The 25,003-nt window shown below is 66.4% G+C and carries 26 protein-coding genes; 13 read left to right on the forward strand and 13 right to left on the reverse strand.

From position 1 onward, the window contains the following. Positions 1–2,955, forward strand: a complete 2,955-nt coding sequence (locus ACQI5H_RS04790; RefSeq protein WP_427078243.1) for an FAD-binding and (Fe-S)-binding domain-containing protein — start codon at positions 1–3, stop codon at positions 2,953–2,955. Here the strand turns inward: ACQI5H_RS04790 and ACQI5H_RS04795 are convergent. Continuing rightward, positions 2,905–3,591 carry a UdgX family uracil-DNA binding protein gene (locus ACQI5H_RS04795; RefSeq protein ID WP_427078244.1) on the reverse strand — a complete coding sequence of 229 codons (687 nt, stop codon included), beginning with the start codon at positions 3,589–3,591 and terminating at the stop codon, positions 2,905–2,907. The genes ACQI5H_RS04790 and ACQI5H_RS04795 overlap by 51 nt on opposite strands. A 153-nt stretch (positions 3,592–3,744) precedes the next feature. On the opposite strand from ACQI5H_RS04795, the gene ACQI5H_RS04800 reads away from it, so the two are divergent. Beyond that, positions 3,745–4,791 (forward strand): hypothetical protein, encoded by a 1,047-nt coding sequence (locus tag ACQI5H_RS04800; RefSeq protein ID WP_427078332.1) that lies wholly within the window; start codon positions 3,745–3,747, stop codon positions 4,789–4,791. Between the two features lie 27 nt (positions 4,792–4,818). After that, the gene (locus ACQI5H_RS04805) at positions 4,819–5,181 is read left to right on the forward strand and encodes a hypothetical protein (protein WP_427078245.1); all 363 of its coding nucleotides are present in this window, start codon (positions 4,819–4,821) and stop codon (positions 5,179–5,181) included. Here ACQI5H_RS04805 and ACQI5H_RS04810 read toward each other — a convergent pair. From ACQI5H_RS04810 to ACQI5H_RS04820, 3 genes are read right to left on the reverse strand one after another with little or no spacing between them, the layout of a single operon-like run. After that, positions 5,129–5,455 carry a hypothetical protein gene (locus tag ACQI5H_RS04810; RefSeq protein WP_427078246.1) on the reverse strand — a complete coding sequence of 109 codons (327 nt, stop codon included), beginning with the start codon at positions 5,453–5,455 and terminating at the stop codon, positions 5,129–5,131. The two genes, ACQI5H_RS04805 and ACQI5H_RS04810, sit on opposite strands and share 53 nt — an antisense overlap. 1 nt (position 5,456) lies before the next feature. Beyond that, positions 5,457–6,953 (reverse strand): molybdopterin-dependent oxidoreductase, encoded by a 1,497-nt coding sequence (locus ACQI5H_RS04815; RefSeq protein ID WP_427078247.1) that lies wholly within the window; start codon positions 6,951–6,953, stop codon positions 5,457–5,459. Positions 6,954–6,961: 8 nt separating this feature from the next. Beyond that, positions 6,962–7,411 (reverse strand): oxidoreductase, encoded by a 450-nt coding sequence (locus tag ACQI5H_RS04820; RefSeq protein WP_427078248.1) that lies wholly within the window; start codon positions 7,409–7,411, stop codon positions 6,962–6,964. A 363-nt stretch (positions 7,412–7,774) separates the two neighbouring features. Between ACQI5H_RS04820 and ACQI5H_RS04825 the strand changes: the two genes are divergently transcribed. The 4 genes from ACQI5H_RS04825 to ACQI5H_RS04840 are packed head-to-tail and all read left to right on the forward strand — an operon-like array spanning position 7,775 to position 12,313. Continuing rightward, the gene (locus ACQI5H_RS04825; protein ID WP_427078249.1) at positions 7,775–9,508 is read left to right on the forward strand and encodes a serine/threonine-protein kinase PknH/PknJ; all 1,734 of its coding nucleotides are present in this window, start codon (positions 7,775–7,777) and stop codon (positions 9,506–9,508) included. A gap of 16 nt (positions 9,509–9,524) precedes the next feature. Continuing rightward, complete coding sequence (locus ACQI5H_RS04830; protein ID WP_427078250.1) at positions 9,525–10,004, forward strand: nuclear transport factor 2 family protein; 480 nt, start codon at positions 9,525–9,527, stop codon at positions 10,002–10,004. A gap of 14 nt (positions 10,005–10,018) precedes the next feature. Then, the gene (locus ACQI5H_RS04835) at positions 10,019–11,272 is read left to right on the forward strand and encodes a DUF7373 family lipoprotein (RefSeq protein ID WP_427078251.1); all 1,254 of its coding nucleotides are present in this window, start codon (positions 10,019–10,021) and stop codon (positions 11,270–11,272) included. A 27-nt stretch (positions 11,273–11,299) separates the two neighbouring features. Continuing rightward, positions 11,300–12,313 carry a sensor domain-containing protein gene (locus tag ACQI5H_RS04840; protein WP_427078252.1) on the forward strand — a complete coding sequence of 338 codons (1,014 nt, stop codon included), beginning with the start codon at positions 11,300–11,302 and terminating at the stop codon, positions 12,311–12,313. Here the strand turns inward: ACQI5H_RS04840 and ACQI5H_RS04845 are convergent. The 3 genes from ACQI5H_RS04845 to ACQI5H_RS04855 all read right to left on the reverse strand — a co-directional run bounded on the left by ACQI5H_RS04845 (position 12,310) and on the right by ACQI5H_RS04855 (position 16,094). Next, positions 12,310–13,089, reverse strand: a complete 780-nt coding sequence (locus ACQI5H_RS04845) for an SDR family oxidoreductase (RefSeq protein ID WP_427078253.1) — start codon at positions 13,087–13,089, stop codon at positions 12,310–12,312. The genes ACQI5H_RS04840 and ACQI5H_RS04845 overlap by 4 nt on opposite strands. Positions 13,090–13,143: 54 nt before the next feature. Beyond that, entirely contained in the window at positions 13,144–15,300 is a 2,157-nt protein-coding gene (gene glgX, locus ACQI5H_RS04850; protein WP_427078254.1) for a glycogen debranching protein GlgX, read from the reverse strand. Positions 15,301–15,386: 86 nt separating this feature from the next. Then, positions 15,387–16,094: a GAF and ANTAR domain-containing protein gene (locus tag ACQI5H_RS04855; protein ID WP_427078255.1), complete on the reverse strand. Its 708-nt coding sequence runs from the start codon at positions 16,092–16,094 to the stop codon at positions 15,387–15,389. A 245-nt stretch (positions 16,095–16,339) separates the two neighbouring features. On the opposite strand from ACQI5H_RS04855, the gene ACQI5H_RS04860 reads away from it, so the two are divergent. Both ACQI5H_RS04860 and ACQI5H_RS04865 read left to right on the forward strand, forming a co-directional pair. Next, positions 16,340–17,650 carry an NAD(P)/FAD-dependent oxidoreductase gene (locus tag ACQI5H_RS04860; protein WP_427078256.1) on the forward strand — a complete coding sequence of 437 codons (1,311 nt, stop codon included), beginning with the start codon at positions 16,340–16,342 and terminating at the stop codon, positions 17,648–17,650. A 51-nt stretch (positions 17,651–17,701) separates the two neighbouring features. Next, positions 17,702–17,917 carry a hypothetical protein gene (locus ACQI5H_RS04865; protein ID WP_427078257.1) on the forward strand — a complete coding sequence of 72 codons (216 nt, stop codon included), beginning with the start codon at positions 17,702–17,704 and terminating at the stop codon, positions 17,915–17,917. Positions 17,918–17,982: 65 nt separating this feature from the next. On the opposite strand, the gene ACQI5H_RS04870 is transcribed toward ACQI5H_RS04865, so the two are convergent. Beyond that, positions 17,983–18,522 (reverse strand): DUF1360 domain-containing protein, encoded by a 540-nt coding sequence (locus tag ACQI5H_RS04870; protein ID WP_427078258.1) that lies wholly within the window; start codon positions 18,520–18,522, stop codon positions 17,983–17,985. Between the two features lie 59 nt (positions 18,523–18,581). After that, on the reverse strand, positions 18,582–20,354 hold the full coding sequence (locus ACQI5H_RS04875; RefSeq protein WP_427078333.1) for a glycoside hydrolase family 15 protein: 1,773 nt from the start codon (positions 20,352–20,354) through the stop codon (positions 18,582–18,584). A gap of 73 nt (positions 20,355–20,427) precedes the next feature. Between ACQI5H_RS04875 and ACQI5H_RS04880 the strand changes: the two genes are divergently transcribed. Beyond that, positions 20,428–21,891, forward strand: coding sequence for an aminotransferase class I/II-fold pyridoxal phosphate-dependent enzyme (locus ACQI5H_RS04880; protein ID WP_427078259.1), 1,464 nt, complete (start codon positions 20,428–20,430; stop codon positions 21,889–21,891). Here the strand turns inward: ACQI5H_RS04880 and ACQI5H_RS04885 are convergent. Then, complete coding sequence (locus tag ACQI5H_RS04885; RefSeq protein WP_427078260.1) at positions 21,888–22,244, reverse strand: MerR family transcriptional regulator; 357 nt, start codon at positions 22,242–22,244, stop codon at positions 21,888–21,890. The genes ACQI5H_RS04880 and ACQI5H_RS04885 overlap by 4 nt on opposite strands. Before the next feature lie 140 nt (positions 22,245–22,384). Here ACQI5H_RS04885 and ACQI5H_RS04890 point away from each other — a divergent pair, with 140 nt between their 5' ends. After that, positions 22,385–22,834 carry an Hsp20/alpha crystallin family protein gene (locus ACQI5H_RS04890; RefSeq protein WP_427078261.1) on the forward strand — a complete coding sequence of 150 codons (450 nt, stop codon included), beginning with the start codon at positions 22,385–22,387 and terminating at the stop codon, positions 22,832–22,834. Here the strand turns inward: ACQI5H_RS04890 and ACQI5H_RS04895 are convergent. Then, positions 22,831–23,019, reverse strand: coding sequence for a hypothetical protein (locus tag ACQI5H_RS04895; RefSeq protein WP_427078262.1), 189 nt, complete (start codon positions 23,017–23,019; stop codon positions 22,831–22,833). The genes ACQI5H_RS04890 and ACQI5H_RS04895 overlap by 4 nt on opposite strands. An 89-nt stretch (positions 23,020–23,108) precedes the next feature. Here ACQI5H_RS04895 and ACQI5H_RS04900 point away from each other — a divergent pair, with 89 nt between their 5' ends. Next, entirely contained in the window at positions 23,109–23,795 is a 687-nt protein-coding gene (locus ACQI5H_RS04900; protein WP_427078263.1) for a PAS and ANTAR domain-containing protein, read from the forward strand. An 81-nt stretch (positions 23,796–23,876) separates the two neighbouring features. On the opposite strand, the gene ACQI5H_RS04905 is transcribed toward ACQI5H_RS04900, so the two are convergent. Then, on the reverse strand, positions 23,877–24,101 hold the full coding sequence (locus tag ACQI5H_RS04905) for a deoxyribodipyrimidine photolyase (RefSeq protein ID WP_427078264.1): 225 nt from the start codon (positions 24,099–24,101) through the stop codon (positions 23,877–23,879). 189 nt (positions 24,102–24,290) lie between these two features. Then, positions 24,291–24,719: a TIGR03618 family F420-dependent PPOX class oxidoreductase gene (locus ACQI5H_RS04910; RefSeq protein WP_427078265.1), complete on the reverse strand. Its 429-nt coding sequence runs from the start codon at positions 24,717–24,719 to the stop codon at positions 24,291–24,293. A gap of 153 nt (positions 24,720–24,872) precedes the next feature. Here ACQI5H_RS04910 and ACQI5H_RS04915 point away from each other — a divergent pair, with 153 nt between their 5' ends. Next, positions 24,873–24,998, forward strand: coding sequence for a hypothetical protein (locus ACQI5H_RS04915; protein ID WP_427078266.1), 126 nt, complete (start codon positions 24,873–24,875; stop codon positions 24,996–24,998). Positions 24,999–25,003 lie beyond the last annotated feature (5 nt).

Below are 25,003 nucleotides of genomic sequence, written 5' to 3' on the forward strand. Positions count from 1 at the left end.
ATGAAGAGCCGCACGCCGACACTGTTCGAAGCGGTGGCCGCCGACCTCCGCGCCGAGGTTGACGGGGAAATCAGGTTCGATCCCGGCTCGCGTGCGACCTACTCCACCGATGCGTCCAACTACCGGCAGGTGCCGATCGGCGTGGTGGTGCCGCGCACCCTGGAGGCGGGAGCAAAGACCATCGACGTGTGCCGCCGCCACAACCTGCCCGTGTTGTCCCGTGGCGGCGGCACCAGCCTTGCCGGGCAATGCTGTAACGCCGCGGTGGTCATCGACTGGACCAAGTACTGCACCCGGATCGGCTCCGTGGACACCGAGGCGGGAATCGCGGTGGTGGAGCCGGGCATCAAGCTCGATGTGCTCAACGACGAGCTGGAGTCGTCGGGCTGGATGGTGGGCCCCAAACCGTCCACCCATGTCAGCTGCGCGATCGGCGGCATGATCGGCAACAACTCCTGCGGTTCCACCGCCCAGGAGTACGGCAAGATGGTCGATTCGGTGCGCCGCCTCGAGGTGGTGACTTACGACGGGCTCCGGATGTGGGTCGGTCAGACGGACGACGACGAGTACAACCGGATACTCGATGGGGGCGGCCGGCGCGCCGAGATCTATCGCGGACTCAAGGCGCTCGCCGAAAAATATGCCGACGACATCCGGTCACGCTATCCCCAAATCCCGAGGCGGGTTTCGGGGTACAACCTGGATTCGTTGTTGCCGGAGAACGGCTTTCACGTCGCCAAGGCACTCGTCGGCTCGGAGAGCACCCTGGTGACGGTGCTGCGGGCGGAGCTGCAGCTGGTTCGCATACCGCCAGCCGACGCGCTGGTGGTCATGGGCTTCGACGACGTCGCCTCGGCGGCCGATGCTGTGCCGGCCGTGCTCGAGCATGACCCGGCCGCCTTGGAGGGCCTGGATCATCGGCTGGTCGAACTCGAGCATTCACAGAACCTGGCCGAGCAGGCGCTGCGCCAGCTGCCCGACGGCAACGCCTGGCTGATGGTGCAGATCAACGGCGACAACCAGGACGACGCCGACCGCAAGGCCAAGTCGATGATCGACGCGTTGCATAAGGTGCCGCACAACGGCGTCACCGTCCTCGACGACGCGACCCGCAAGAAGGAAGTCTGGGCCGCCCGGGAGGCCGGGCTGGGTGCCACCGCGTATCCGCCCAACGAGCCCGAGACCCACGAGGGGTGGGAAGACGCGGCGGTGCCGCCGGACCGGCTGGGCGATTACCTGCGCGATTTCCGCGAGCTGCTCGAGCGTTACGACTATGGAACCGCGTCGCTGTACGGCCATTTCGGCCAGGGCTGCGTTCACACGCGTATCCCCTTCGTGTTGCGCACCGCCGCGGGCATAGCCAAATATCGCTCCTTCGTGGAAGATTCGGCGCGACTGGTGGTGAAATACGGCGGCTCGCTGTCGGGCGAACACGGCGACGGCCAGTCTCGCGGCGAGCTGTTACCGATGATGTTCGGCGAGCGCATGGTGACCGCGTTCGAGCAGACCAAGGCCCTGTTCGATCCGGACAACCGGATGAACCCCGGCAAGGTGGTGCACCCGTACAAACTCGACGAAAACCTGCGCTTCGGCGTCGATTACCGCCCCGCAGAGCCGGATGTCATGTTCGCCTATCCGGACGACGACCACCGCTTCTCACGCGCCGCCGCGCGCTGCGTGGGCGTCGGCAAGTGCCGCGGCCACGAATCGGGCGTGATGTGCCCCAGCTACCGCGCGACCCAGGAGGAGGAGCACTCCACCCGCGGCCGGGCCCGGCTGCTGTTCGAGATGGTGCAGGGCATGGACGGAGGGGGTACAGCGGGACGGGATGTCATCACCGACGGCTGGCGCTCCTCCGCGGTGCACGACGCGCTCGATCTCTGCCTGGCTTGCAAGGGTTGTCGCAGCGACTGCCCCGTCGACGTCGACATGGCCACCTACAAGGCGGAGTTCCTGTTCCATCACTACCGGCGTCGGCTGCGGCCGATGGCGCACTACTCGATGGGCTGGATCCCGCTGTGGGCCCGGCTGGCCGCGATCGCGCCGGGGCCGCTCAATGCCGTGACACACGCGCGCGGCCTGGCGACGCTGGTCAAGAAGGTCGGCGGAATCGACCCGCATCGCGAGCTGCCGCGCTTCGCCGACGAGAGGTTCACCAGCTGGTTCTCCCGCCGCCCACTGGACGCCGGTCAGCCGCCACGTGGACGAGTGGTGCTCTGGCCGGACAGCTTCGTCAACAACTTCGAACCCGAGGTGGGGCAGGCCGCCGTCGCGGTGCTGGAATCGGCGGGCTTCGCCGTCGATGTTCCGCAGCGAACCGTGTGCTGCGGGCTGACCTGGATCTCCACGGGCCAGCTGAAGATCGCCAAACGTATTCTGCGCCGGACTCTTACGGCACTACGTCCGGCGCTGCGGACGAGCACACCGGTGGTGGTGCTGGAACCCAGCTGCGCCGCGGTCTTTCGCTCCGACCTGCCCGAGCTCCTATTCGGCGACGAGGATGCGCACCGGCTGGCCAAGCAAACCTACACTCTCGGTGAGATTTTGGCGCGCAAGGCGCCGGACTGGGACCCACCCCAGATCGGCGCCCAGGCAGTGGTTCAGCAGCACTGCCATCAGCACGCGATACTCGGTTACAGCCACGACAAGCAGCTGCTAGTCGATGCCGGCGTGGACACCGACGTGCTCGACGCCGGATGTTGCGGCCTGGCAGGCAATTTCGGGTTCGAGAAGGGCCACTACGATGTGTCGGTAGCGTGCGCCGAAGACAAACTGATGCCCGCGCTGCGCGACGCCGATCCCGATGCGCTGGTCCTGGCCGACGGGTTCAGTTGCCGCACCCAGATTCGCGAACTTTCCCCTGACCATAAGCCGATGCACCTCGCGCAGGTCATCGCCGCGGCGCTAGCCGCTCACGAGAGCGGCCCGCGCGCTGCGCAAATCGTCAACGAATAGTTGATACGCCTCGTCGCGCCGCTCACTGCGATCACGCAGCACCGCCGACGGGTGCACGGTCGCGACCACGCTCGGCTCGGGGTCGAACTCCAGGTCATCCTCCGATGGGAGCGCCACCACGTGGCCGCGCTCGGTGGAGACCCGAAATGACGGTCCCATGAGCGCCTGCGCGGCGGTCGCGCCGAGACACAGGATTATCTGGGGGCCTACCGCCCCGATCTCCGCGATGAGCCACGGTCGGCACGCGACAACCTCGGTGCGACTGGGCTTCTGGTGGATTCGCCGCTTGCCACCCTTGCGGGTGAACTTGAAATGCTTCACCGCGTTGGTCTGGTAGGTCATCCCCGGATCGATGTCGGCGTCGTCGAGCGCCCGGGCGAGCAATCGCCCCGCCGGACCGACGAACGGCAGACCGGCGCGATCCTCCTGGTCGCCCGGTTGCTCGCCGACCAACATGATGGGCGCTCCGGGGGGCCCGTGACCGAAGACCGTTTGGGTCGCGTCCTGAAAAAGCGTGCAGCCCCGGCAATGTTCGGCCGCCGACTTCAACGAACTGAGGCGACGGTCCTCGGGCAGGTAGCGCGCCGCGCTCGTTGTCTTCGTGGTGCGCTTCGTCGTGCTCTTCGTGGTGGTCATGTTTCTCGTCAGCGGGATCTGGTCAACAGAAATAGCCCAGGGACGTCATGCCCGTGGGCATACCCCTGCGGCACCGCCCGAAAACAGCCACATTCACCAAACTTCTCCCAGGTCATGGCGTGTAGCGGCGCGGAGGCGGGGTATTTCATCGACATGGGCGATCGCACGTGCCTGCTCCGACGCTTAGCCGTGGTCGGCGCCGCGCTGATGGCCACCGGTTGTTTGACCCCGGGAACATCGCTGGAGAGCAGTCCGGCGGTCCTGCTGTGGTCGGTCGGCGCGATGTTGCACCAGCCGGTGTGGTCGTATCGGATGCACGCGATGGTCGCGCTCACCGACGACAACCGGATGGCCGAGGTCACGGCGGGTGCCCACGAAAACGAAGCCAAGACGCGGTTGTCCACGCCGATGACGGTGGGACGCAATCTCCAGATCAGCCAGAAAGACGACCGCATGGTATTCGTGCCTCAGCCGGAGCGCGGGCGGGTCGCCGAGGTCGATCTTGAAAGTCTGCGCCAGATCAAGGATTTCGACGCTGGCCCGGCCCCGGCCTACCTCGCCGAAGACGCGGGCATGCGGATCTTGCTTGCCCTGTCGGCAGATGGGAAGTCGGTGACGCCGGTGGACCAGTACGGCTTCCGCAAGCTACCGACCGCCGGCATCACCGGCGATCCGGCGGACACCGTCGACGGCGCCAACCGCGGGCGCGAGATCGACTACCACCTCTATGGCCCATCGGGAATCCGCTACTACGAGGGCCCCTCGTCACCCCCCGAGGAGCAGGGTTCGCTGCACATGGACGCCACGGTCTCGGCGGGCGACGGCGCCAACGCCGAGCGCACCTACGTCGCCGGTCGCAACGACAGCACGCTGTATGCGATCGACGCGCGCCACGGCGAGAACGGGTTGGATGTGCTCGCCAGTGCCAAGCTGCCGTCGACGATCCGCGAACTCGGCACCGACGACAGCCGGATCTATGCCGCCACCGACCACGAGGTGGTGGTGCTCGAGACCGCGAGCTTCACCGGCTTCCCGGACGGGAAGATTCACGTGATCCGCGTCATCGACTACCGGGCCCACCTCCCCGGTGGCGCGGTCCAGTCGGCGCGCCTCTCGGGCATGGCGATCGGGCCCCACCGCGTATACCTCACATTGGCCGATGCGCCGTATGTGGTCAGCGTCGCCAAACCGCATCTGTGAGGCATCTGTAACGGCAGGGAGATACCAATGAGCGCAACACAAAATCCCACTCGCACGGCGGTCGAGATCGACGATGACGTCGAATTGATCACCGGACAGATCAAGGCGCTCAAGGAACTCGGCAAAAAGGACGACGAAGAGGCGATAAGCGAAGGACAGCGCTACGACTTCAGCATCAGGTGGGGCACGGTGCTGGCGGGGCGGCTGCGTCGGCTGGTGCACTACAGCTCACTGGGCCGGCTCGACCACGCCGACGAGCGCAGATTCCAGGCCTTGTGCGATGAGCTGCGCGCGCTATCGCATCTGATCGATCGATTCCGCCTCGCTCAGCCGAATTTCACCGAGGCCGCGCCCGCAACGGCCAAGCGCTTCCGTCGTCGGTCTCGCTGAGAAAGTCCTTCTCGGGCAAGACAATTCCGGTCCGCGGTTTGGCGCAGTCGGGGTTCTGGCAGGTCAGCGCAACCATGTAGGCATCGGAATCTTCATCGAGGAATAGGAAGCCGAGATACAGGGCGTGACCGACGTCGAAGTTCTTCTCGCCGCACGATTCGCAGAAACCGCCCTTGGCCGCTACCTGTTCGAGCACCCGCTCGCGGGAAGCGGGATCCAGGGCGAACAGCTCGGGTCGCACGTCGGCGGCCGCATTTTCGGTAGGAGCGCTCATGTCAGATCTCCACGTCCTTGTCGTAATGGACGTTGTCTTCGCGCCAGCCGCCCAAACCGTAGCCGATGCCGCGATGGTCGTCGATGAACTCGATCTGGTAGATCCATTTCGCCATCTTGAAGCCCACCTGGGTCTCCACCCGTAACCGCAGGGGCGCACCGTGCTTGATGGGCAACGGCTTTCCGTTCATCTCATACGCCAGGATCGTTTGCGGCTTGTAGGCCAGCTCGAGGTCCATCACCTCGTAGAACTGCCCCTCTCCCTCCGCGCTTGGCTCGTCACGGCCGGTGTCCTGCATCGTCAGACAACACACGTAGCGCGCCTGCGGAAGCGGCCGCACCAGGTCGGCGACCGAGGCCAGCGAAATCCCCTTCCACTCACCGATACTCGACCAGCCCTGCACGCAGTTGTGCAGCACGCGTTGACCTTCCGGTTCGGCCAGCGCGCGCAGTGCGGCCAGGTCCAATGTCACCGGCCGTTCGACGAGCCCGCCGACCCGCAGCCGCCAGTCCACGAAGTTGTGCACCGCCATCACCTTGTAGGCGGGTGAACACGGCGGCTTGCCGTTGACTCGGTGCTCCTCCGACAGCATGCGTTCCGGGTAGTTCTGTCGCGAGTCCAGCGGGCGCAGCAGCATGAGCCGAGCACGGGTGACGACCGCACCGAGCACACAGCGGACCTGGACGGGGCGGCGCAGACTCCAGACCGTCGCCGCGACGTGGATGGCGACGATCGCGCCGATGATCACGAACGACAACACGACCGCCAATGTGAGATTGCGTACCGAACCGAAGATCATCGCGGCGTTGAGTTGACCCCAGCCCCAGAAAAAGATCATCGACAGGTGGATCGCGATGAAGATCAGGAACGCGACCAATCCGATGAAATGCAGACTGCGCGCCCATTGCCGTCCGCCGAGGAGCCGCACGAACCAGGGGAATCGAGCCTCGATGGCCGGGGATTGCGCAGCGCCGGTGAGGATCTGGAAAGGCGCCAGCAGGAAGATGACGCCGGCGTAGGTGAGTTTCTGGATGGCGTCCAGGGGTTCGCCGGGCAGCAGCGACGGCAGGTTGAACGTCATATAGGCGACGACGTCGTTCCACGCCTCCCCGAAGATCGACCACGAGTACGGCCAGTACCGGTGCCATTGGCCGGTGGCGAACAGCAGGACGTAGTAGGAAAGCCCCACCAAAATCCACCCGATCACCGAGACGAAGTGCCAATGGCGGCCCATGCCGAGCTTTTTGTGGCCGGGCAGGGCGATCAGCGGGCTGTAGTCCTCCTCCTCGTCGAGGGTGTCGTAGAGCTTGTCGGTCGGCATTTTCTTCGTGGTGAAGCGCGCCCATTCGGTGCCGGGCTTGCTGTCGTCGCGCCAGTACAGCTTGGGATGGGTGGACAGGATCTCGATGCCGCTGCGCAGCAATAACGTCAGAAACAGAACGTTGAGCCAATGATCGATGCGCAGCCACGCCGGGTAATCGAGCACTGTGTCGGTCATACGCCCGCTCAGTCCTCCCAGTGCTGCCGGCGCGGATAGGCGACGTTGATGCCCAGCAGCACCGAGCCGTGCAATGCGATGAAGGCGACCGCGAACGCGAGCGTAAAGGTCGCCGGCGCGAAGTCCCACCTTCCGGTCACGGCCACCAGGCCGGGCAGGCTGGCCATCCGGGTGCCGACGTCGACGGCGAGAACCGCGAACGCGAGCAGGCTACCGAAATACCAACATGCCTGTGCCACACGAGGATTCCGTGCGTACCCGAGACCGCCGGCAAACATCAGGCAAAGCGCGATCACCAAAGCGGCGTAAGCCTGAAAATAAGGTGGCAGCGCATCTTGGCTGGTCCACACGTAGACGTGCATCGCGGCGATGCCGACCAGCAACAAGGCGCCCAAGCCCGTTACGGCCCTGGGCAAATCAAAAGCGACGTATCCGCCCAGGCTGAGCACTCGAAACATCCGGCTTTGATGCCAACTTTCTGGCCATGTCTCGACAAGAAGGCCCACGATTCGCGCATACCCCGCCGCGTCCGGCTCAAACGGTGCAGCTGGCCGGCGAAACGTGCTGGGCTGCTTGGAAAGCGGCCCGATCGGGTTCCGTCGGCGTGGCTTCGCACTGAACGCGGAGAGCCGTTGCGACGGTGGATTTTTCACCGGTGAGGAGATGGGGAGGGCGGGCGGCGCGGGGAGCGCATTGGCGGGGTGACTTGGCCGGGTGACTTGGCCGGGTGACTTGGCCGGGTGACTTGGCCATATGCCGGTTTTGCCGCAACATTGCCGGACACGCCCCTACGGAACGGGGTTGACCTTAGGGTGTTTTGCATGCTGACGGTGGGATCCGTGGTCGGCGGTTACCGCGTTGAGCGTGTGCTGGGCACCGGCGGGATGGGTGCCGTCTATCTGGCCGCCGACCCCACCCTCCCGCGGCACATCGCACTCAAGGTGCTCTCGGGCCAGCTGTCTCGCGACCCCGACTTCCGGGCGCGGTTCATCCGGGAGGCCGACATGGCGGCGGCCCTCGATCACCCCCAGATCGTGTCGGTGTACAACCGCGGGCAGACCGAGGACGGCCAACTGTGGATCGCGATGCAGTTCGTCGACGGCACCGACGCCGATGCCGCGCTGCACGCGGGGACCATGAGCCCGCAACGCGTCGTGCACATCCTGGTCGAGGTGGCCAAGGCGCTGGACTTCGCGCATGCGCGCAACGTGGTGCACCGCGATGTCAAGCCCGCGAACTTTCTGCTTTCGGGCCCCGTCGGTCCCGGCGAACGGGTCCTGCTCGGGGATTTCGGCGTGGCGCGGGCCCTCGACGACGTCGGCCTGACCGCGACGAATTCGGTGATGGCCACGGTCGCCTACGCCGCCCCGGAAGTGCTGTCGAATTCGCCGATCGACGGCCGGATCGACATCTACTCCCTGGGCTGCACAATGTTTCGGCTGCTGACGGGCAAGACGCCGTTTCCGGATACCAACGGGGTGGCGGGGGTGATGGCGGCCCACCTGTTCGCCCCGCCGCCCCGGGTGACCGAGCCGGCCCCGTGGCTGCCGGTCGCGCTCGACCACGTCATTGCCACCGCGATGGCCAAGGACCCCGCGGCCCGGTTCCCCTCGGCCGGCGCGCTGGCCGACGCGGCGGCCGCGGCGTTGCACGACCGCCCGGTGAGCGCGCCGTTGCCGCCGGTGCCCAGCCGGGAAGTCCGCTCCTATCCGCGAACCGACTCTCCGGCTCCGCGGGGGTGGGAGCACAGCGGGCCGCGCACCATGGCCCCCTGGCCGGGTCCGCCGGCGGCGCACGCCCGGCGGCGCCGACGCGCCCTGATCGCCGGCGCGCTGTTTGCGGTGGTGCTGATCGTCGGCACGGTCACCATCCTGGCCTGGCCCAACGACGCGACCGACAACGCCGGCGGCGCCTCCCGGGCGGGATCCGGACCCCAGGCATTCGGGCCCGCTTTGGCGGCGGGGCCACCGGCCACCGACATCACCGCCGCGCAGCTACGACCGATCCTGCTCACCACCGCGGAGATCGCCGGAGTCGCACACGGCGATGCCGTCACCCTCGAGCGAGACGGCGCCGGCCTGCTCGACGACGGCGCGACGATCGACAACCAGCAGTGCCTGCCCGCCTGGGCCCCGGCGCAACAATCGGTCTATGCGAACAGTGCCTACACCGGCGTGGCCGCGCAGGAGTTGCGCGCCATGTACCAAAAGTCGTGGCAAGACAGCATCACCCAGGCCGTCATCGCCTTCCCGTCCCAGGACAAGGGCGGGATAACCTACATCTCCCAGCGCGAGCAGTGGGGGCTGTGCGGTGGCAAAGCCGTCACCATCACCGCACCCGGCGAGGGCCCCCAGGTGTGGGAGTTCGCCCAGCCGGTCACCACCTCCGGCGTCCTGACGATCTCGGCCGGCCTGCGCGGAGGCAACGCATCCTGCCAGCACGGAATGATGGAGCGCGGCAACGTGATCATCGACATCGTCCAGTGCCACGCGGGCGGCGGGACCGACGTCGCCGCCCTCGTCACCGCGACGGCCGCAAAAGTGCCGCGGCAGTGAGAGGGAGGTCGAATCCATGAATGCATCGAATGCATCCACGTCGATTCTCGCCAGCGTGGGGGCCGCGCTGGCGGTCGCCGCGATCACCGCCTCGTGTTCGAACCTCACCGCCGGCACCCCGGTGGCCCAGCACGCGAGCGCCCCGGCGCCGGCACCCGCTCCCGCCCCGACCACGTCGCTCGCCGCATCGCCCTCCGCGGAAGATCAGATCCGCCAGACGGTCATGGCGTTTCAAGACGCCTACAACACCCAGAACTGGGACGCCTACACCGAGCTGATGTGTTCGGCGATGCGGGCCCAATTCGTCGGGCCGGTAATGGGTTACGTGAAGAAGGGGCGCGCTGAAACGGGCCTTACCTCGGTCAAAAACATCTCGGTCGCCATCACAGGCGATACCGCCACGGCGACAATGGACGCCCAGAACGAGGCCTTGGGCAGCCGCACGGTCAGCCTGCCTTTGAAACTCGAAGACGGCTGGAAGATCTGCAAAACGTGATGAGTCCAATGCGGATGAGCCAACTGCGACATGGGAAACCGATGGCGGCGCTGCTCGCCGCCGTGCTGCTGGGCTGCAGCCACACGACCACGGCCGGCACCGCCCGCCCGGCGCCCCAATCACCTTCGGGCCCTTCGGCATCGGTGAACGTGTCCCTGCTCGACCCGGGCAATTACCCGATCGTCCCGCAGCCGCCGCCGGGCAACGCAGGTTCCGACCACGACGGCCGGCTCATCGAGGGCAGGCGCATGGCCGACTATGTGGTCGGACCGTGGCAGGCCGACGCCGCCATGAGCACCCGGGGATCCAGCAGCGCGGCCGTAGTGATCGAGGACTACCAGCAGCTCTCCCACGTCATGTGGACGCCGATTCTGGGCGGCGCCTATGGCCTGCCTTTCGTGGTCGGGTTCATGTCCGAGCGACAAGGCCAAGGCCCGGATTCACAGATGTTGCTGCGCAACGCGGTGCTGCGGTTTGCGGGCCCGGCCGCGGCATCGACTGCCGCCCAAGGGATGTACGGGAAGGCGATGGCGATGCCCCGCGTTCCCAGCGCCACGCCGATCGTGACCGAACCCGAGCGCGCGGTCCCCATCCCCGGCCATCCCGATGCGACCGCAGCGCTGCTGACCTTCCAGGAAGGCGCTCAGACCGTGCGCGAACTGAGCGTGTTCACCGCGCACGGCCCCTATGTTCTGGTCCAGGTCGCCCGGTGCGCCGCCGGAGCCGACTGCGAAGCGCCGCTGGCCGCACGCACGCTCGACCTTCAGATTCCACTGATCGACAAGTTTTCGCCGACTTCCGCCGACCAGTTCGCTGCTCTTCCAAGGGATCCCACCGGCCTGGTCGCCCGCACGCTGCCGCTGCCGCCCGATCAGGCCACCTCCACGACCGGGGCCGCCTACCAGGAAGCTGGCGCGTTGCATCTGGAAGACAACCCGGCGCGAATCGGTCCCGCCCTCACCACCGCGGGTGTCGATCTCGTGTCGACCAGCCTGACGACCGTGTATCAGGCCAAGGACGCCGCAAGCGCGCAGACCTTGTCGCAGGCCTACAGCGACACCGTGGCGGGAACAACGGCGGCGCAAGGCGCCGCACCGGTGCCGGGGCTCCCGCAGAGCCGCTGCACCAGGGTCGCCGGGGCCAGCGGGCTGGTGCCCCACTTCTGGTGCCTGGCGACCGCCGACCGCTACGCCATCAAAGCCGTTGCCCGCCAGCTCGATACCGCACACCAACAGATCGCGGCCCAATATCGCATGCTGACCGGATAGCCGGGCCGCGCTAAGGAGGCAGCTGAGGTGACCGACCCTCAGGATCCGTTCGGGGACAATCCTTTTACGTACGACCCGCTGGGTCGCGTCCCGTTCACGGGACCGCCGGCCCCACCGCCGGGGTTCACCCCGCCGACCTTCACGCCACCGCCCTACCCCCCTCGCACCAACACGTTGGCAACGCTGTCGCTGGTGTTCGCGTTCGTGTTCGCCCCCGCGGGCGCGATTCTGGGACACCTGGGAATGGCGCAAATCCGGCGCACCGGTGAGCTTGGCCGTGACCGCGCTCTCGTCGGCTTGGCGCTGTCGTACTCGTTCATCACGATGGCGATCCTCGCCCTCGTCGGATGGGCGACCCTGGCCGCGTTGCCGGCGCGCCAGAATGCGGCACCGGCGAGTTCCACAACCTCCACCACCAGCGAGGCGCCTCCGCGACCGACGGTAGCTCCGGACAACATCGTCGCGTTGCTGCCCGATCTCGCCGCCCTCAAGCAGATCACCGCCGACGAAAACCTGGAGGCCGGCCGAACCTGGGATCGTCCCGTCGGGGCCGGCACAGACGCGAGCATCGATCGCGCGGAGTGCTGGGAAAGCGTCACCCCCGGGGCCCCAGAGGCCTACCCCCTGGGCGCCATCCGCGGGTACCACGCGGCCGAATTCGACGACACCCGTAGCTTCCTCAAATCGATCCAAGTCATGCAAGCCGTCGCCGCGTTCGCCGATCCGAACGCGGCCCAAGCGCAACTGGCGAAATTGCTCGACGGTTGGCGGCAATGCGGAGGGACAACCGTGACGGTGACGGATCGCAGCGGCCCGTCGTATCCCCTTTCCTTGAGCCCCCCCGCCGACTCCGGCAACGGCATCACCACGATGGACCTGACGCCCAAGGGATTAAAGGTGCGCTTCGTCCGCGGGCTCGCGGCCAAGGCCAACGTGGTCGTCGACCTCGAGGTAACCAGCCTCGGCACCACCGACGCCGACACGGCTCGGCAGACGGTCGTGAGCATTGCCAACTACATCCTCACCAAGATCCCCGGCTAGGGGTTCGCCGTCTCCGCAAACGCCGGGGGGCTGGCGGGTGCGCCGCGTGCCACCACGACCGGCATCGACGTCGTCGCGTTGGTGCGCAGGATCGTGTGCACCACCTCGATGAGGTCCTCCACCGGCATCAGCTTGCCGGGCATGCAGCCGCGGGACGCCCACAGCGGGGCGGCCTTCATCGCGAGGTCCATGTCCCAGCCGGTGGTCATGCCCGTCGCCGCGTCACCCTCGCCGCCACCGCACTCCCCCACGATCAGGTTGGTGAACCCGACGTCGGGGTGTTCGGCCCGCCAGGCCTCCACCAGTCGTTCGAGGGCCGCCTTGCTGACGCCGTAGGCGCCGAGCCCCGGCCAGGGCGGTCCGAAGGTACCGGCGTCGGAAGCCAGGTAAACCACCTTGCCCGTCGACTCGGTCAGGTGCGGCATCGCCGCCGCCGTGACCAGCGCGGCACCGATCACGTTGGTGTCGAAGACGCGCCGCCACGTCTCGGCATCGGTATCGACCATGCGGACCAGCGGGCCGATGGCGGGTGTGTACACCAGGTTGTCGATGCCGCCGAACGCGTCCGCGACGCTGGCGATCGCCGACCGGCAGGAGGCCTCGTCGGTGACGTCGCATTCGACCGCGACCGCGGCCGGGCCCGCCTCCTTCGCCGCCGCCTCAATGCGCTCGCGACGCCGGGCCAGCAGTGCGACCTGATGGCCCCGCTGCGCGAGGCCGACGCCTATGCAGCGCCCGAGTCCGCTCGAGGCGCCGACCACGACTGTCCTTGACATATTCACCCATTTCTGTAACGCGGCGCGGTGCACGCACAGCGTATCAGCGTGCGTTCAACTCGCCGGGGCTTCCCGCTCCGCGTGCAGCACCACGGCCGTGTGGGCGTCCACGGTGAGCGTGCCTCCCCCGGGGACTTCCTCCGCGGGCGTCTCCTCCTCGGGTCCGGTATACACCACGAGGCGCCATGTGCAGCCGAATTCCTTTGGTGGAAGGGTGAATTCGATCGGTTCGAAGTGGGCGTTGAAACACAAGAAGAACGAGTCGTCCAGCACGCGCTGGCCACGGGTATCGCGGTCGGGAATCCCGTCGCCGTTGAGGAACACCGCGACGGACTTGGCAAAGCTCGCCTCCCAGTCCTCCTCGGTCATCTCGGCGCCGTCGGGGGTGAACCAGGCGATATCGGGCAGGCCGTCCTGGCCACGGCGGCCCACCGGCTTGCCGGAAAAGAACCGCCGCCTGCGGAAAACCGGGTGCTTCGCCCGCACGGCCGACACGGCACGGGTGAACTCCAGCAGGCCGGCGTCGGCATCGGCCCAATCGATCCAGGTCAGCTCGTTGTCTTGGCAGTAGCCGTTGTTGTTACCACGTTGCGTACGACCGAGCTCGTCGCCATGGCAGATCATCGGCACACCCTGGGACAGCAGCAGGGTGGTCAGGAAGTTGCGCTGCTGACGGGAACGCAGTTCGTTGATTTGCCCGTCGTCGGTGGGCCCCTCCGCACCGCAGTTCCACGACCGATTGTGGCTTTCGCCGTCGCGGTTGTCCTCGCCGTTGCCCTCGTTGTGCTTCTCGTTGTACGAGACCAGGTCGCGCAGCGTGAAGCCGTCATGCGCGGTGACGAAGTTGATCGACGCGACCGGCCTGCGCCCGGTGTGCTCGTAGAGGTCTGCCGACCCGGACAGGCGGTAGGCGAATTCGTCGAGCGTGGCGGGCTCGCCGCGCCAGAAGTCGCGGACGGTGTCGCGGTACTTGCCGTTCCACTCCGTCCACTGCGGCGGGAAGTTGCCCACCTGGTAGCCGCCCGGACCGACATCCCAAGGTTCGGCGATGAGCTTGACCTGGCTGACGGTCGGATCCTGTTGCACGAGTTCAAAAAACGCCGCCAGCCGGTCGACGTCATAGAACTCCCGGGCCAGCGTCGCGGCAAGGTCGAACCGGAAACCGTCGACATGCATCTCGGTCACCCAGTAGCGCAGGGAATCCATGATCAGCTGAAGCGAGTGCGGATGCCCGACGTTGAGGCTGTTGCCGGTGCCGGTGTAGTCCATGTAGTACCGCTTGTCGTCGTCGACCAGGCGGTAGTACGCGGGGTTGTCGACCCCGCGCATCGACAGGGTCGGGCCCAGGTGGTTGCCCTCCGCGGTGTGGTTGTAGACCACGTCGAGGATGACCTCGATTCCCGCCTCGTGCAGATCGCGGACCATCGCCTTGAATTCCTGCACCTGTCCGCCCGGCGAGGTGGCGCTGGAATACTTCGTGTCCGGCGCGAAGAAGCCGATCGTGTTGTAGCCCCAGTAATTGTTGAGGCCCTTCTCGATCAGGGTGGAGTCGTTGGCGAAGTGGTGCACCGGCATCAGCTCGATCGCGGTGACACCGATGCTCTTGAGGTGCTCGATGATCACGGGATATGCCACCGCTGCGTAGGTCCCGCGGATCTGTTCGGGGATGTCCGGATGCGTCTGGCTCAGACCCTTGACGTGTGCCTCGTAGATGACGGTGTCGGCGTACTCGTGATTCGGCGGGCGGTCATAGCCCCAGTCGAAGAAAGGGTTGATCACCACCGATTTGGGCATGCCGGAGGCGGAGTCGGCGTCGTTGCGGCTGTCGGGGTCACCGAAGTTGTAGCCGAACAGCGACTGGTTCCAGTCGAAGCTGCCGTCGATGGCCTTCGAATACGGGTCCAGCAGTAGCTTGTTCGCATTGCACCGCAGTCCCGCTTCCGGCTGGTACGGACCGTGCACGCGATAGCCGTAGCGCTGGCCGGGCTCCATGCCCGGCACGTAGCCATGCCAGACGAACGAGTCGACCTCGGGCAGCGTGATCCGTGTCTCGGCTCGCCCGTCGTCGAACAGACACAACTCGACCCGCTCGGCCACCTCGCTGAACACCGCGAAGTTGGCCCCGGCTCCGTCGTACGTGGCCCCCAGCGGATACGCCTTCCCCGGCCACAATTCACCGGTGGGCGTGGGAGCGGCGGGTGCGGCGGTCATGGCGCACGTGATACCCGAGCGGCGACGTGGTCAAACCACTCCACGAAACAGGTTGGCAGACAGCGATTTTGCGGAGTGCAGTGCAGTCAGTGATGGTGCCGCTTGATCGGATGTTCGTTCTCGATCAGTGCCCTGGCGACGTCGAACAGCTTCGTGTTGGATTGCTGCGAGAGCCGGGCCAGCAGATCGAAAGCTTCCACGGCATCCAGGTTGAAGCGTTCCATGATGACCCCCTTGGCTTGACCGATGATGTCGCGCGACGCCAGGGCGCTGCGGAACTGATCGTGGCGCCGCATCATCGACCACCCCAATGCAACGTGCGTGGCGAAAATGCTGCCGAGTTCGATCGATTCGTCGGTGAACGCGTGCGGATGGCGGGCAAAGAAATTCAGCGCCGCCGTGGTGTCGTGCGCATCGAACAGTTCGAACGACAGGATCGACCGGATCGGCGTGTTCGCGAGCGCATACTCCTGATAGCGCGGCCAACGCCGGTCGACGGCTAGATCTTCGACGTGCATGACGTGGTGCTGCCAAGCGGCCGCGACACATGGCCCTTCGCCGTACTGGTTCTGGATCTCGTCCAAGTCCACCGCGTAGCGATGGGTGGCGACCACGCTGCTGATCGCGTGGCCCCGCTCGGCCAGCGTGATCCCTGCGTATTCAGACCCCGGCACGTGCTCGGTGCCACTCTCGACGAGTTCGCGCAGGCCGGCCCTGGTCTCGGTCCCCTGGCGATCAAGACTGGCGACTAATTCCGCTAATTGAGCGACGACCGTGTTGTTGCTGTCGGGCATGTCGTCACCCCCTTGGGAGTGCCCTCGCGGCCTGCCTCACCAGGTCATAATGGCCTCAGGCCGGTGGGCCCGCTACGCACAAAACGAAGCTCACTATCCAAAAAACGAAATGCCCCAAGAGGGTCCTCGCCTTGCCGGGCGCGGCGCGGCGGCCGGGATACCGATAAACGACGTAACACGTTGGCGGCCAACGGATTTCGATCCAGCAACCGCGCCTTCCAGCGTCCCGCCCTACACTCGGGTTGATGACCTCAATCGTGATCGTCGGCAGCGGCTTCACCGGATTCACCTGCGCCCGTCGTCTCGCCCGGATCCTCCGAAGACGGCGCGAGCCCATCGACATCACCATCATTTCGCCCGTCGACTACATGCTCTACACGCCGCTGCTGCCCGATGTCGCCGGCGGGGTCGTCGACGCCCGCTTTGTCGCGGTGCCGCTGGCCAACACGCTCAAAGGCGTCCATGCGGTGCGCGGCCGGGTGGATGGCGTCGACTTCACGCAACGGACGCTGACCTATCGCGATCCCGAGGAACGCCCCCACCGCATGTCATGGGACCGCCTGGTGCTCACCCCCGGGTCGGTCACCCGTTTGTTCGATGTGCCGGGAATCGAGACACACGCGCTGGGATTGAAGTCCACGGTCGAGGCCCTGTATCTGCGGGACCACATCATCGAGCAGCTGGAGCTGGCCGGCCTCGAGGACGACCCGAAAGTGGCGGCGGCGCGGCGCACCGTCGTGGTGGTCGGCGCGTCGTATTCGGGCACCGAACTGGTCGCGCAGCTGCGGGCCCTGGCCGACGCGGCGGCCAAACAGATGGGCTTTGACGCCGCGGAGGTGAAGTTTCTGCTGCTCGATACGGCCGAGCAGGTGATGCCAGAGGTCGGCAAGAGGCTCGGCGACGCCGCCCTCAAGGTGCTGCGCAAACGCGGCATCGATGTCCGGCTGGGCATGACGCTCAAGGAAGCGCACGCGGACCACGTTGTCCTCAGCGATGATTCGCGCATCGACACGCGCACGATCGCGTGGGTGACCGGTGTGACCGGCGCGCCGCTGATCCAGGAGCTCGGATTGCCGACGGAGAAGGGCCGGGTCAAGGTTCAGGCGGACCTCCAGGTGCCCGATCACGAAGGCGTCTTCGCGGCCGGTGATGCCGCGGCGGTTCCCGACCTGACGCAATCCGGCAAGATCACGCCGCCCACCGCACAGCACGCGACCCGACAGGGCAAGGTGCTCGCCCGCAACGTGGCGGCCAGCCTCGGCTACGGCAAGAGCAAGCAATACAAGCACGGCAACCTGGGTCTGGTGGTCGACCTGGGGCCTCGGTATGCCGTGGCCAATCCGCTCAACGTGCAACTGTCGGGATTGCCCGCAAAAGCCGTAACGCGGGCATACCACCTGTATGCGATCCCACGGATGCTCAACCGGTGGGCGGTGTCGCTGGCGTACCTGACCGACACGATGTTCGACCGCTCGGTGGTGTCGTTCGGATTGCCTTCCCTGCAGGACGCGCAGTTCGCGGCCAGCGAAGGCATCCCGATGCCCAAGACGGGCTGACTCGCTTAACTCGGCCCGTTTAACTCGCGCGGCGCCGGGCAACCGGGAATCGTGGGAAACGACTTCGACGACGACATGCTGGAGCAGTCCGAGAGCCTCGACTCCGACGAGGTACGCAACGACGACGGTGACACGGTGGTTGATCCGCCCGACACGTGGGTCAAGGCGGACGACAACGAGTCCCTCGACGAGAAGCTCGCCGCAGAAACATCGGATGACGCGCGCGACGACCAGGACGGCGAATCGTTCTTCGACGTTCAGGAGTGACCGCTCAGGAGTGACTCCGCTCGGCACGCAGGTCGAAATGCCGGGATCGAAATGCGTTGTGCCGACTAGCCTTCCGCCGATTGTTGCGCCCGCGCGTAGGCAAGCTGCAGAAAGTCGGCTCCGGCCAGCGCGGAGAAGCTGCCGGCGATCAGGCGAGTGAACCTGGGCGCGAAGATCAATCCGATGGCAAACGCGGTGACGACCCACATGTCCAGGCAGAACGGGCAGGTCAACAGCTCTCCCAGGCTGTGCCGCAATTGGCTGTCCTTCCGGACTTCCTCTTTGACCTCCGCCGGGCCGGCGGTGCCGGTGTAGCGAGTAAACGGCGCCCGCAGCGGGCTCGTCACGGCGTCCTTGGACAAGGTCCGGGACAGCTTGTGGGTGCCCAGCGTCACCGTGACCAGGTCCTGCACGCGCCAGCGCGCCGGCAACGTGCGCCCGGTGAGTGCCGCGAGTACCGCCGCGACGGCGACCACCGCGCCGTAGATACCCAAAACGGCCAGGTACCCCGCCAGCGGACGCGGATTGTCGCCGCGGTAGGCGGCGGCTTCGCGCCGTGCGGCGTCGGCCACGTCCTCGGCCCCCGCCTGCGTGACTTCTCTCATTGCAACTCCTTTAGGGCCGCTCGGATCGGCTCCAGCACGCCGGATACCCGATGCTGGCTTCACGAACCGTCTTCGCCGAGCCCTCGACCCGCAAGGCGATGCGCGGTTTCGAACAGCAACGCATGGACGAAGGCCTGCGGTAGGTTTCCGCGCAGCTGACGCTGTTCGACGTCGAATTCCTCGGCGAACAACCCGGGCGGGCCGCAGGCCGTCCGGCTGCGTTCGAACCATCGAACCGCCCGCAGATCGTTGCCTTGCTGGTGATCTGCCAACGCCATCAGGAACCCGCACAGAAGGAAGGCACCTTCGTCGTCCCCCAGCGCCCCATCGTCCGGACGGAACCGGTACACGAAGCCCTGCTGGGCCAACTCGCAACGCACCGCTTCGAGGGTGGCGACGCTGCGCGGGTCATTCGCCGGTATCGCGCCCCGAATCGCGGGCAGCACCAGCGCCGCGTCGATCCGCGAATCCCCCGGTGCCCGTTGCCATCTCCCGGACGGATGCAGGCAATCCGAGTCGGCGTCGGCGATCAATTGATCGGCCAGGTGCTGCCATTCGGCACCCAGCCGCGCGGGCGCCACCGACCCGATGCTGCGCAGCGCCGCCGCGCACGTCAGGCGGGAATGGGCCCAGCGCCGGTCGTCCAATTCCCAGATCCCGGCGTCGGGTTCGCGCCAACGCTGTTCGATGGTGCGCACCACCGTGTGGACCGCCTCCCAGTGCAGGCTGTCGAGGCGGTCGAGCCGGGCCGCTGCGGCAAAGAGGAGCAGGGCCTCGCCGTGGGCATCGAGCTGGAATTGATCCGCGACCCGGTTGCCGGTCTTCACCACTGCGCCGGGATAGCCCGGCAGGTCGAGGTCGCGTTCGCGCGGCGGCGGACTGCCGTCGACCGCATAGGCCGGCCGCAGCCCTGGACCGTCCGCGAGGACGCGCTCGCTGACGAAGCGAACGGCGTCGTCGAGCAATGGGTAGCCCCCGGCGGCGGCCATTGCCTGCCCCGCGTAGCACTGGTCGCGGATCCAGCAGTACCGGTAGTCGTAGTTGCGCCCCTGTTCGGCGCGTTCCGGCAACGATGTGGTCGCCGCGGCGACCATCCCGCCGCCGCCGCTCGTCAAACCGCGCAGCACCGCGTACGCGACCTCGCTGTCGCGATCGGCCAGGGTGTCGGTGATCGCCGGAACCGCTTGCGCCCACGCGTGTTCGGTGGCTCGCCAGGCGTCCTGCGCCCGTGTCGGTTCCGCATCCAGTTCGTGGTCGGAAAGCTCGAGAACCAGGTCGTGGTCGCATCCCGCGGCGACGTCCAGCACCGCGTACAGCGAACCGTCCTCGGCGAGTTTGGCGTTTTCGCCTCCCGCCCAACGGAATCGGTGGGGTCCCGACCTCCCGGTCCACACGCGGCCCCCGTCGGTTTCATGGCAGGAGACGTCCGATATTGCCTGCGCGCCGAAGTCGGCACGGATGTCGAGCGCGATGCGCATTCGCGCAGGGCCGTCGATGACGTGGATGCGGCGCAGCAACACCGCGGTGTGCGCGTCGGTGGGTAGCGCCAGCGCCTCGCGGCACTCGACGATCCCGTCCGTGGTGACCCATCGTGAACGCCAGATCAACGACCGCGGTTCGTAATAGCCGCCCCAGACGAATCGCGACAGATCGGGAGCGACGGCATACACGCCGCCGCCGCCGAGCAACGAATTGAACACCGCACCGTCGTGCCAGCACGGCAAGCACATCCAGCAATAGTCACCGCGCGGCCCGACGACGACTCCGCGTTCGCCGTCCGCGAGCAACGCGTACTGCCGCAATACGTGCGGGGGAAAGTCGTCGGATAGCAGTTGCGCCTCCCCTTCCCGGTTAGTGAGCGCGAGCGCCGATTGGCGCCCTCACCCGCCGGGTACCCGATCCGCCATGGATCAGTCGCAAGCACCACTGTTGGACGCGCTGGCCGAGCACCATCGCAGCAACCGCTACGGCTTCACCCCGCCGGGTCATCGTCAAGGCGCCGGGGTCGATGAGCGCGTCCTAGCGGTCATGGGCAAGGACCCATTTCGCAACGACGTGCTCGCCACCAACGGCCTCGACGATCGGATGTCCCGCGGCAAATTTCTCGCCAGGGCGGAGGATTTGATGGCCGACGCCGTCGGTGCGGAGGCGGCTTTCTTCTCCACCTGCGGCAGCTCGATGTCGGTGCGGGCCGCGACGATGGCCGTGGCCGGCGGGGCGGATGGCGGGCTGCTCGTCACCCGCGACTGCCACAAGTCGATCGTGGGCGGCTTGATCTTCTCCGGCGTCCGGCCCAGGTGGATCACCCCGCAGTGGGACACCGAACGGCACTTTTCTCATCCGCCCTCGCCGGAGCAGGTGCGGGCCGCGTGGGACAAATATCCCGACGCGGCGGGAGCCCTCATTGTCAGTCCGAGCCCGTATGGCACGTGTGCCGACATTGGAGCCATCGCCGACATCTGCCACAAGCGCGGCAAGCCGCTGATAGTCGACGAGGCCTGGGGAGCGCACCTTCCGTTCCACGAGGACCTGCCGACGTGGGCGATGGATGCGGACGCCGACGTCTGCGTTGTCAGCGTCCACAAGATGGGCGCGGGGTTCGAGCAAGGATCCGTGTTCCATCTGCAGGGCAATCTGGTTGACCCGCAGCGTCTTTCGAAGTGTGCCGATCTGCTGATGACCACCAGCCCGAACGTGCTCATCTACACCGCGCTCGACGGTTGGCGACGGCAGATGGTCGAGCGTGGCCATGATCTGCTCGGTGCCGAACTCGATCTTGCCCGCTACCTGCGGGCACGCCTGGACGAGATTCCGGACGTCGTGGTCCTCGAGGATGAGCTGCTGGGCAAGGAGGCGTCGAGCGATCTGGACATCACCCAGGTTTTGATGGACCTCTCCGCGACCGGAACGTCGGGATATCAAGCGGCGGACTGGCTGCGCGAGCACTGCGATCTCGATCTCGGTCTCAGCGATCACCGTCGGCTTTTGGCGACGATGTCGTTCGCCGACGACAAGCAAACCGCGGACCGCCTGGTGGACGCAATGCACAAGTGGCGCAAGGCTGCCGAGGACTTCGACCGGCCGCCGTCAATCAAGCTGCCCGCGCCGAGGGAGCTGGAACTTCAGACCGTCCGCCTGCCTCGGGACGCGTTTTTCGGGGCGACCGAGATGGTGCCCGCCGCCAAGGCCGCCGGCCGCGTTGCGGCCGAGCTGATCACCCCGTATCCGCCCGGCATCCCTGCGGTGGTGCCCGGTGAACGTCTCAATGACGCCGTGATCGACTATCTGCGGTCGGGCGTCGAAGCGGGCATGACGCTGCCCGACCCCGTGGATGCGAAGGCAGAACAGTTCCGGGTGGTCGCGGCCTAGGTCGCGTTGTCTTTCGATCTCTTCGCCGCGCCGCGCAGGCTGCGATTGGTGGAACGCAGATCCGTGTTGGCCGCGGAGAGGGCGGCGTTGTCGTCTTCCAGGCTAAGGATGCGCGCGATGCCGGCCAGGTTGACTCCCGAGGCAACCAGCTCGCTGATGCGCTGTAGCCGCGCCAGGTCGTCGGCGCTGTAGCGCCTGGTGCCGCCGTTGCTTCGCGCCGGGCTCAGCAGGCCGTGACGCTCGTACAGGCGCAGCGACTGTACCGGGATGCCGGAAAGTTCGGCGGCCACGGAAATGCCGTACACGCCGTGATCGGATGCCGGCCCACCGGTGTCACCAGGCGTGTCGGCCATCGGTCAACTCCTTAACCATCTTGGATAGAAAACCTGTGTACCACACTTGCGGTGATGTGTCGATAGTGCTATACCAAATCTATGTCATTAGACATAGGTAATAGCCGCTTCACAACAGATTGGAGTGAGAGGTGACCGCCATGCTGATGCGTACCGACCCGTTCCGCGACCTGGACCGCTTCGCTCAGCAAGTACTAGGCACGGCAGCACGGCCTGCGGTGATGCCGATGGATGCCTGGCGTGAGGGCGAGGAATTCGTCGTCGAGTTCGACATGCCCGGCATCAACCCCGACTCGCTGGACATCGACATCGAGCGCAACGTGGTGACCGTGCGTGCCGAGCGGCCGGGCGTCGACCCCAACCGCGAAATGTTGGCCGCCGAGCGATCCCGCGGGGTGTTCAGCCGCCAGCTCGTCCTCGGGGAAAACCTCGACACCGACCGGATCGAGGCGTCCTACAGCGAAGGCGTCCTGAGCCTGCGCATCCCCGTCGCCGAAAAGGCCAAGCCGCGCAAGATTTCCGTCGCGCACGGCAACGGACACAAGGCGATCAATGAAAGCGGGGCAAAGCGGGAGGTGATTGACGCCTAATCATCGATGGGCGCGCGGCGGCCCGACCGGCACGCCCGACGAACCCCGTCGGCGGCCGCGGCCGCCGCCGCCAGCACACCACCGCTGATAGCGCGTTGGGCCAGCGGTAGTGTGGCAAGATAGCCAGCCTGTCCTCGGCGTTCAACAGCCAGCGCCGCTTCCACGACGCCACTGCGCGATGTCACGCACCTACCCCTTCGTGCGGGGTCGCTGATGCGCACATAGCGGCGGTCGGTTTTGCCAGAGCGAACTGCACCGAGGGGACGCATCCACGATGAATTGGAACCTGGACGGCGAATCGGCCGACGTCGAACAAGCCTTGGCCGGCGGCTCGCCGCAACGCGCGGGCTGGTTTCGGTTCTATTTCGCCGATCAACGGTGGGAATGGTCCGACCAGGTGCAGCGCATGCACGGCTACGAGCCTGGGACCGTCACCCCGACCACCGAGCTGGTGCTGTCCCACAAACACCCCGACGACCGGGGACAGGTGGCGGCCACCATCGACCAGATCCTCGACACGCACAAGGCATTCAGTACCCGTCATCGCATCATCGACACCAGCGGAAATGTGCGCTACGTGGTCGTGGTCGGCGACCAGCTCTACGACGACCAAGGCAACGTGATCGGGACCCACGGGTTCTACGTCGACGTCTCCCCGGTGTCCGACCGGGAGCGCGAGGAGATTGTCACGGCGAAGCTGGCCGCGATCACCGAGCACCGTGCCGGCATCGAGCAGGCCAAGGGCATGCTGATGCTGATCTATGGCATCGGCGACGACGCCGCGTTCGACCTGCTGAAGTGGCTGTCGCAGGAAACCAACATCAAGCTTCGCCTGCTGGCCGAACGGATTACCGAGGACTTCCGTGCCATCGGTCCCACCCTGACCTCTCAAACGGAGTTCGACCATTTGTTGATGACCGCGCAGTCGCGCGTGGACCCCGACGAACAGCCCGTCGAGTAGTCAGGGCGCCAGCGAGAATTTGCTGACGGGGTGCGCCAGACTCCTAACCCGGGGACCTGTCGCCAATTGTGGCCAAGGCCGTCATTTCTTGCTGGGAATGACGATGACGACGATTAACGTCAGGATCGAGAAGAACAGTCCGAGTATTCCCCAACCCAAAGGGTTGCGGCCCTTGGTTGCCGCGATGATCGCGCAGACGAAGGCCGCGATGATACTGCCGATGGCGACGAATATTCCCTTGATTCCCCGGAGAATCATCCCCGCGGCAACCGGGTCCGAACTCGCCGAGATCACCGAGTGCAACATGTTTGGCCCTTTCTGATGGGGAGTTTCAGGGTGATACCCGCCCCGTGGCGGATTAAACCGCGATTGGGGGTGCGCCCATGTTTGAAAGGTTTGAAAGCCGCACGGCATTTGCATTAACTCAGGGCGGCGATTTAGTCGCCTTTCGGCTTCATCGCCTGTTTGCTACGGGACCGACCGGTGTCCGGCCGCTCAGAGCTCGTCGGAGAAATCAGCGGTGAGCCAACGGTCGGGGCGGATGGTGAACAACACGCTGTCCTGAGCCTCCATGCTCCGGACGAACTGGCGCCCACCCTCCTCGCCGAGATAACGGATTGCGATGGCCTCCCGTGCCTCGAGCGGGGCCGGCGAGGTGTTGTCGACGACGGTGCCCTCGACGACCACGTATTGATATGGCGGCTCCTCGCGCTGGACGACCAACGTCACCGCACCGGCCCGCTCGATGAGCTTGGCCTTGCGGGTCCCCGGGCCGGTGTTGAACCGGATGTCTCCGCCAGGGGTGTAGTCGTACCAGATCGGGACGCTGGCGGGCGGCCGGCCGTCGGCGGCATCGACGGACAACACACCCACATGCTTCCCTGCGAGGAACTCCTGACGTTGGGCTTCGGTGAATGGATGCATGGCGGCCACAACGCGCCAGCGGCGCCGGGGTATTCCCGATTCCGCGGGTGTGGGTCGAAAACGGTTTGGCGACAACCGTGTTAGCGGTTCGGTTTTCCGCGCGCGAACCGGGGGTAGCTGAATACGCGAACACACTGTCTGGATGGAGACCCAATGACCACCGCTGAACAACCGCCGCCCGAAGGCGACAAACAACCCCCACAAGCCGCGGACGTCGATTCGCCCGCGGACGGCAACGACGGGACCGACGACGCCGATCCTGAGGACGAGTCTTCCTGACGACC

The sequence above is a fragment of the Mycobacterium heidelbergense genome (genome assembly GCF_050205645.1).
In the GTDB taxonomy this organism is placed as follows: Bacteria; Actinomycetota; Actinomycetes; order Mycobacteriales; family Mycobacteriaceae; genus Mycobacterium; species Mycobacterium heidelbergense_A.

Bases quoted from the DNA above. Each gene is read 5' to 3' on its own strand.
- ACQI5H_RS04790 (WP_427078243.1), top strand. From the start codon at position 1: ATGAAGAGCCGCACGCCGACACTGTTCGAAGCGGTGGCCGCCGACCTC.
- ACQI5H_RS04800 (WP_427078332.1), top strand. From the start codon at position 3,745: ATGGGCGATCGCACGTGCCTGCTCCGACGCTTAGCCGTGGTCGGCGCC.
- ACQI5H_RS04835 (WP_427078251.1), top strand. From the start codon at position 10,019: ATGAGCCAACTGCGACATGGGAAACCGATGGCGGCGCTGCTCGCCGCC.
- ACQI5H_RS04855 (WP_427078255.1), bottom strand. From the start codon at position 16,094: ATGCCCGACAGCAACAACACGGTCGTCGCTCAATTAGCGGAATTAGTC.
- ACQI5H_RS04805 (WP_427078245.1), top strand. From the start codon at position 4,819: ATGAGCGCAACACAAAATCCCACTCGCACGGCGGTCGAGATCGACGAT.
- ACQI5H_RS04860 (WP_427078256.1), top strand. From the start codon at position 16,340: ATGACCTCAATCGTGATCGTCGGCAGCGGCTTCACCGGATTCACCTGC.
- ACQI5H_RS04825 (WP_427078249.1), top strand. From the start codon at position 7,775: ATGCTGACGGTGGGATCCGTGGTCGGCGGTTACCGCGTTGAGCGTGTG.
- ACQI5H_RS04820 (WP_427078248.1), bottom strand. From the start codon at position 7,411: ATGTTTCGAGTGCTCAGCCTGGGCGGATACGTCGCTTTTGATTTGCCC.
- ACQI5H_RS04885 (WP_427078260.1), bottom strand. From the start codon at position 22,244: ATGGCCGACACGCCTGGTGACACCGGTGGGCCGGCATCCGATCACGGC.
- ACQI5H_RS04795 (WP_427078244.1), bottom strand. From the start codon at position 3,591: ATGACCACCACGAAGAGCACGACGAAGCGCACCACGAAGACAACGAGC.
- ACQI5H_RS04910 (WP_427078265.1), bottom strand. From the start codon at position 24,719: ATGCATCCATTCACCGAAGCCCAACGTCAGGAGTTCCTCGCAGGGAAG.
- ACQI5H_RS04870 (WP_427078258.1), bottom strand. From the start codon at position 18,522: ATGAGAGAAGTCACGCAGGCGGGGGCCGAGGACGTGGCCGACGCCGCA.
- ACQI5H_RS04905 (WP_427078264.1), bottom strand. From the start codon at position 24,101: ATGTTGCACTCGGTGATCTCGGCGAGTTCGGACCCGGTTGCCGCGGGG.
- ACQI5H_RS04890 (WP_427078261.1), top strand. From the start codon at position 22,385: ATGCTGATGCGTACCGACCCGTTCCGCGACCTGGACCGCTTCGCTCAG.
- ACQI5H_RS04810 (WP_427078246.1), bottom strand. From the start codon at position 5,455: ATGAGCGCTCCTACCGAAAATGCGGCCGCCGACGTGCGACCCGAGCTG.
- glgX (WP_427078254.1), bottom strand. From the start codon at position 15,300: ATGACCGCCGCACCCGCCGCTCCCACGCCCACCGGTGAATTGTGGCCG.
- ACQI5H_RS04815 (WP_427078247.1), bottom strand. From the start codon at position 6,953: ATGACCGACACAGTGCTCGATTACCCGGCGTGGCTGCGCATCGATCAT.
- ACQI5H_RS04845 (WP_427078253.1), bottom strand. From the start codon at position 13,089: ATGTCAAGGACAGTCGTGGTCGGCGCCTCGAGCGGACTCGGGCGCTGC.
- ACQI5H_RS04830 (WP_427078250.1), top strand. From the start codon at position 9,525: ATGAATGCATCGAATGCATCCACGTCGATTCTCGCCAGCGTGGGGGCC.
- ACQI5H_RS04880 (WP_427078259.1), top strand. From the start codon at position 20,428: ATGGATCAGTCGCAAGCACCACTGTTGGACGCGCTGGCCGAGCACCAT.
- ACQI5H_RS04900 (WP_427078263.1), top strand. From the start codon at position 23,109: ATGAATTGGAACCTGGACGGCGAATCGGCCGACGTCGAACAAGCCTTG.
- ACQI5H_RS04915 (WP_427078266.1), top strand. From the start codon at position 24,873: ATGACCACCGCTGAACAACCGCCGCCCGAAGGCGACAAACAACCCCCA.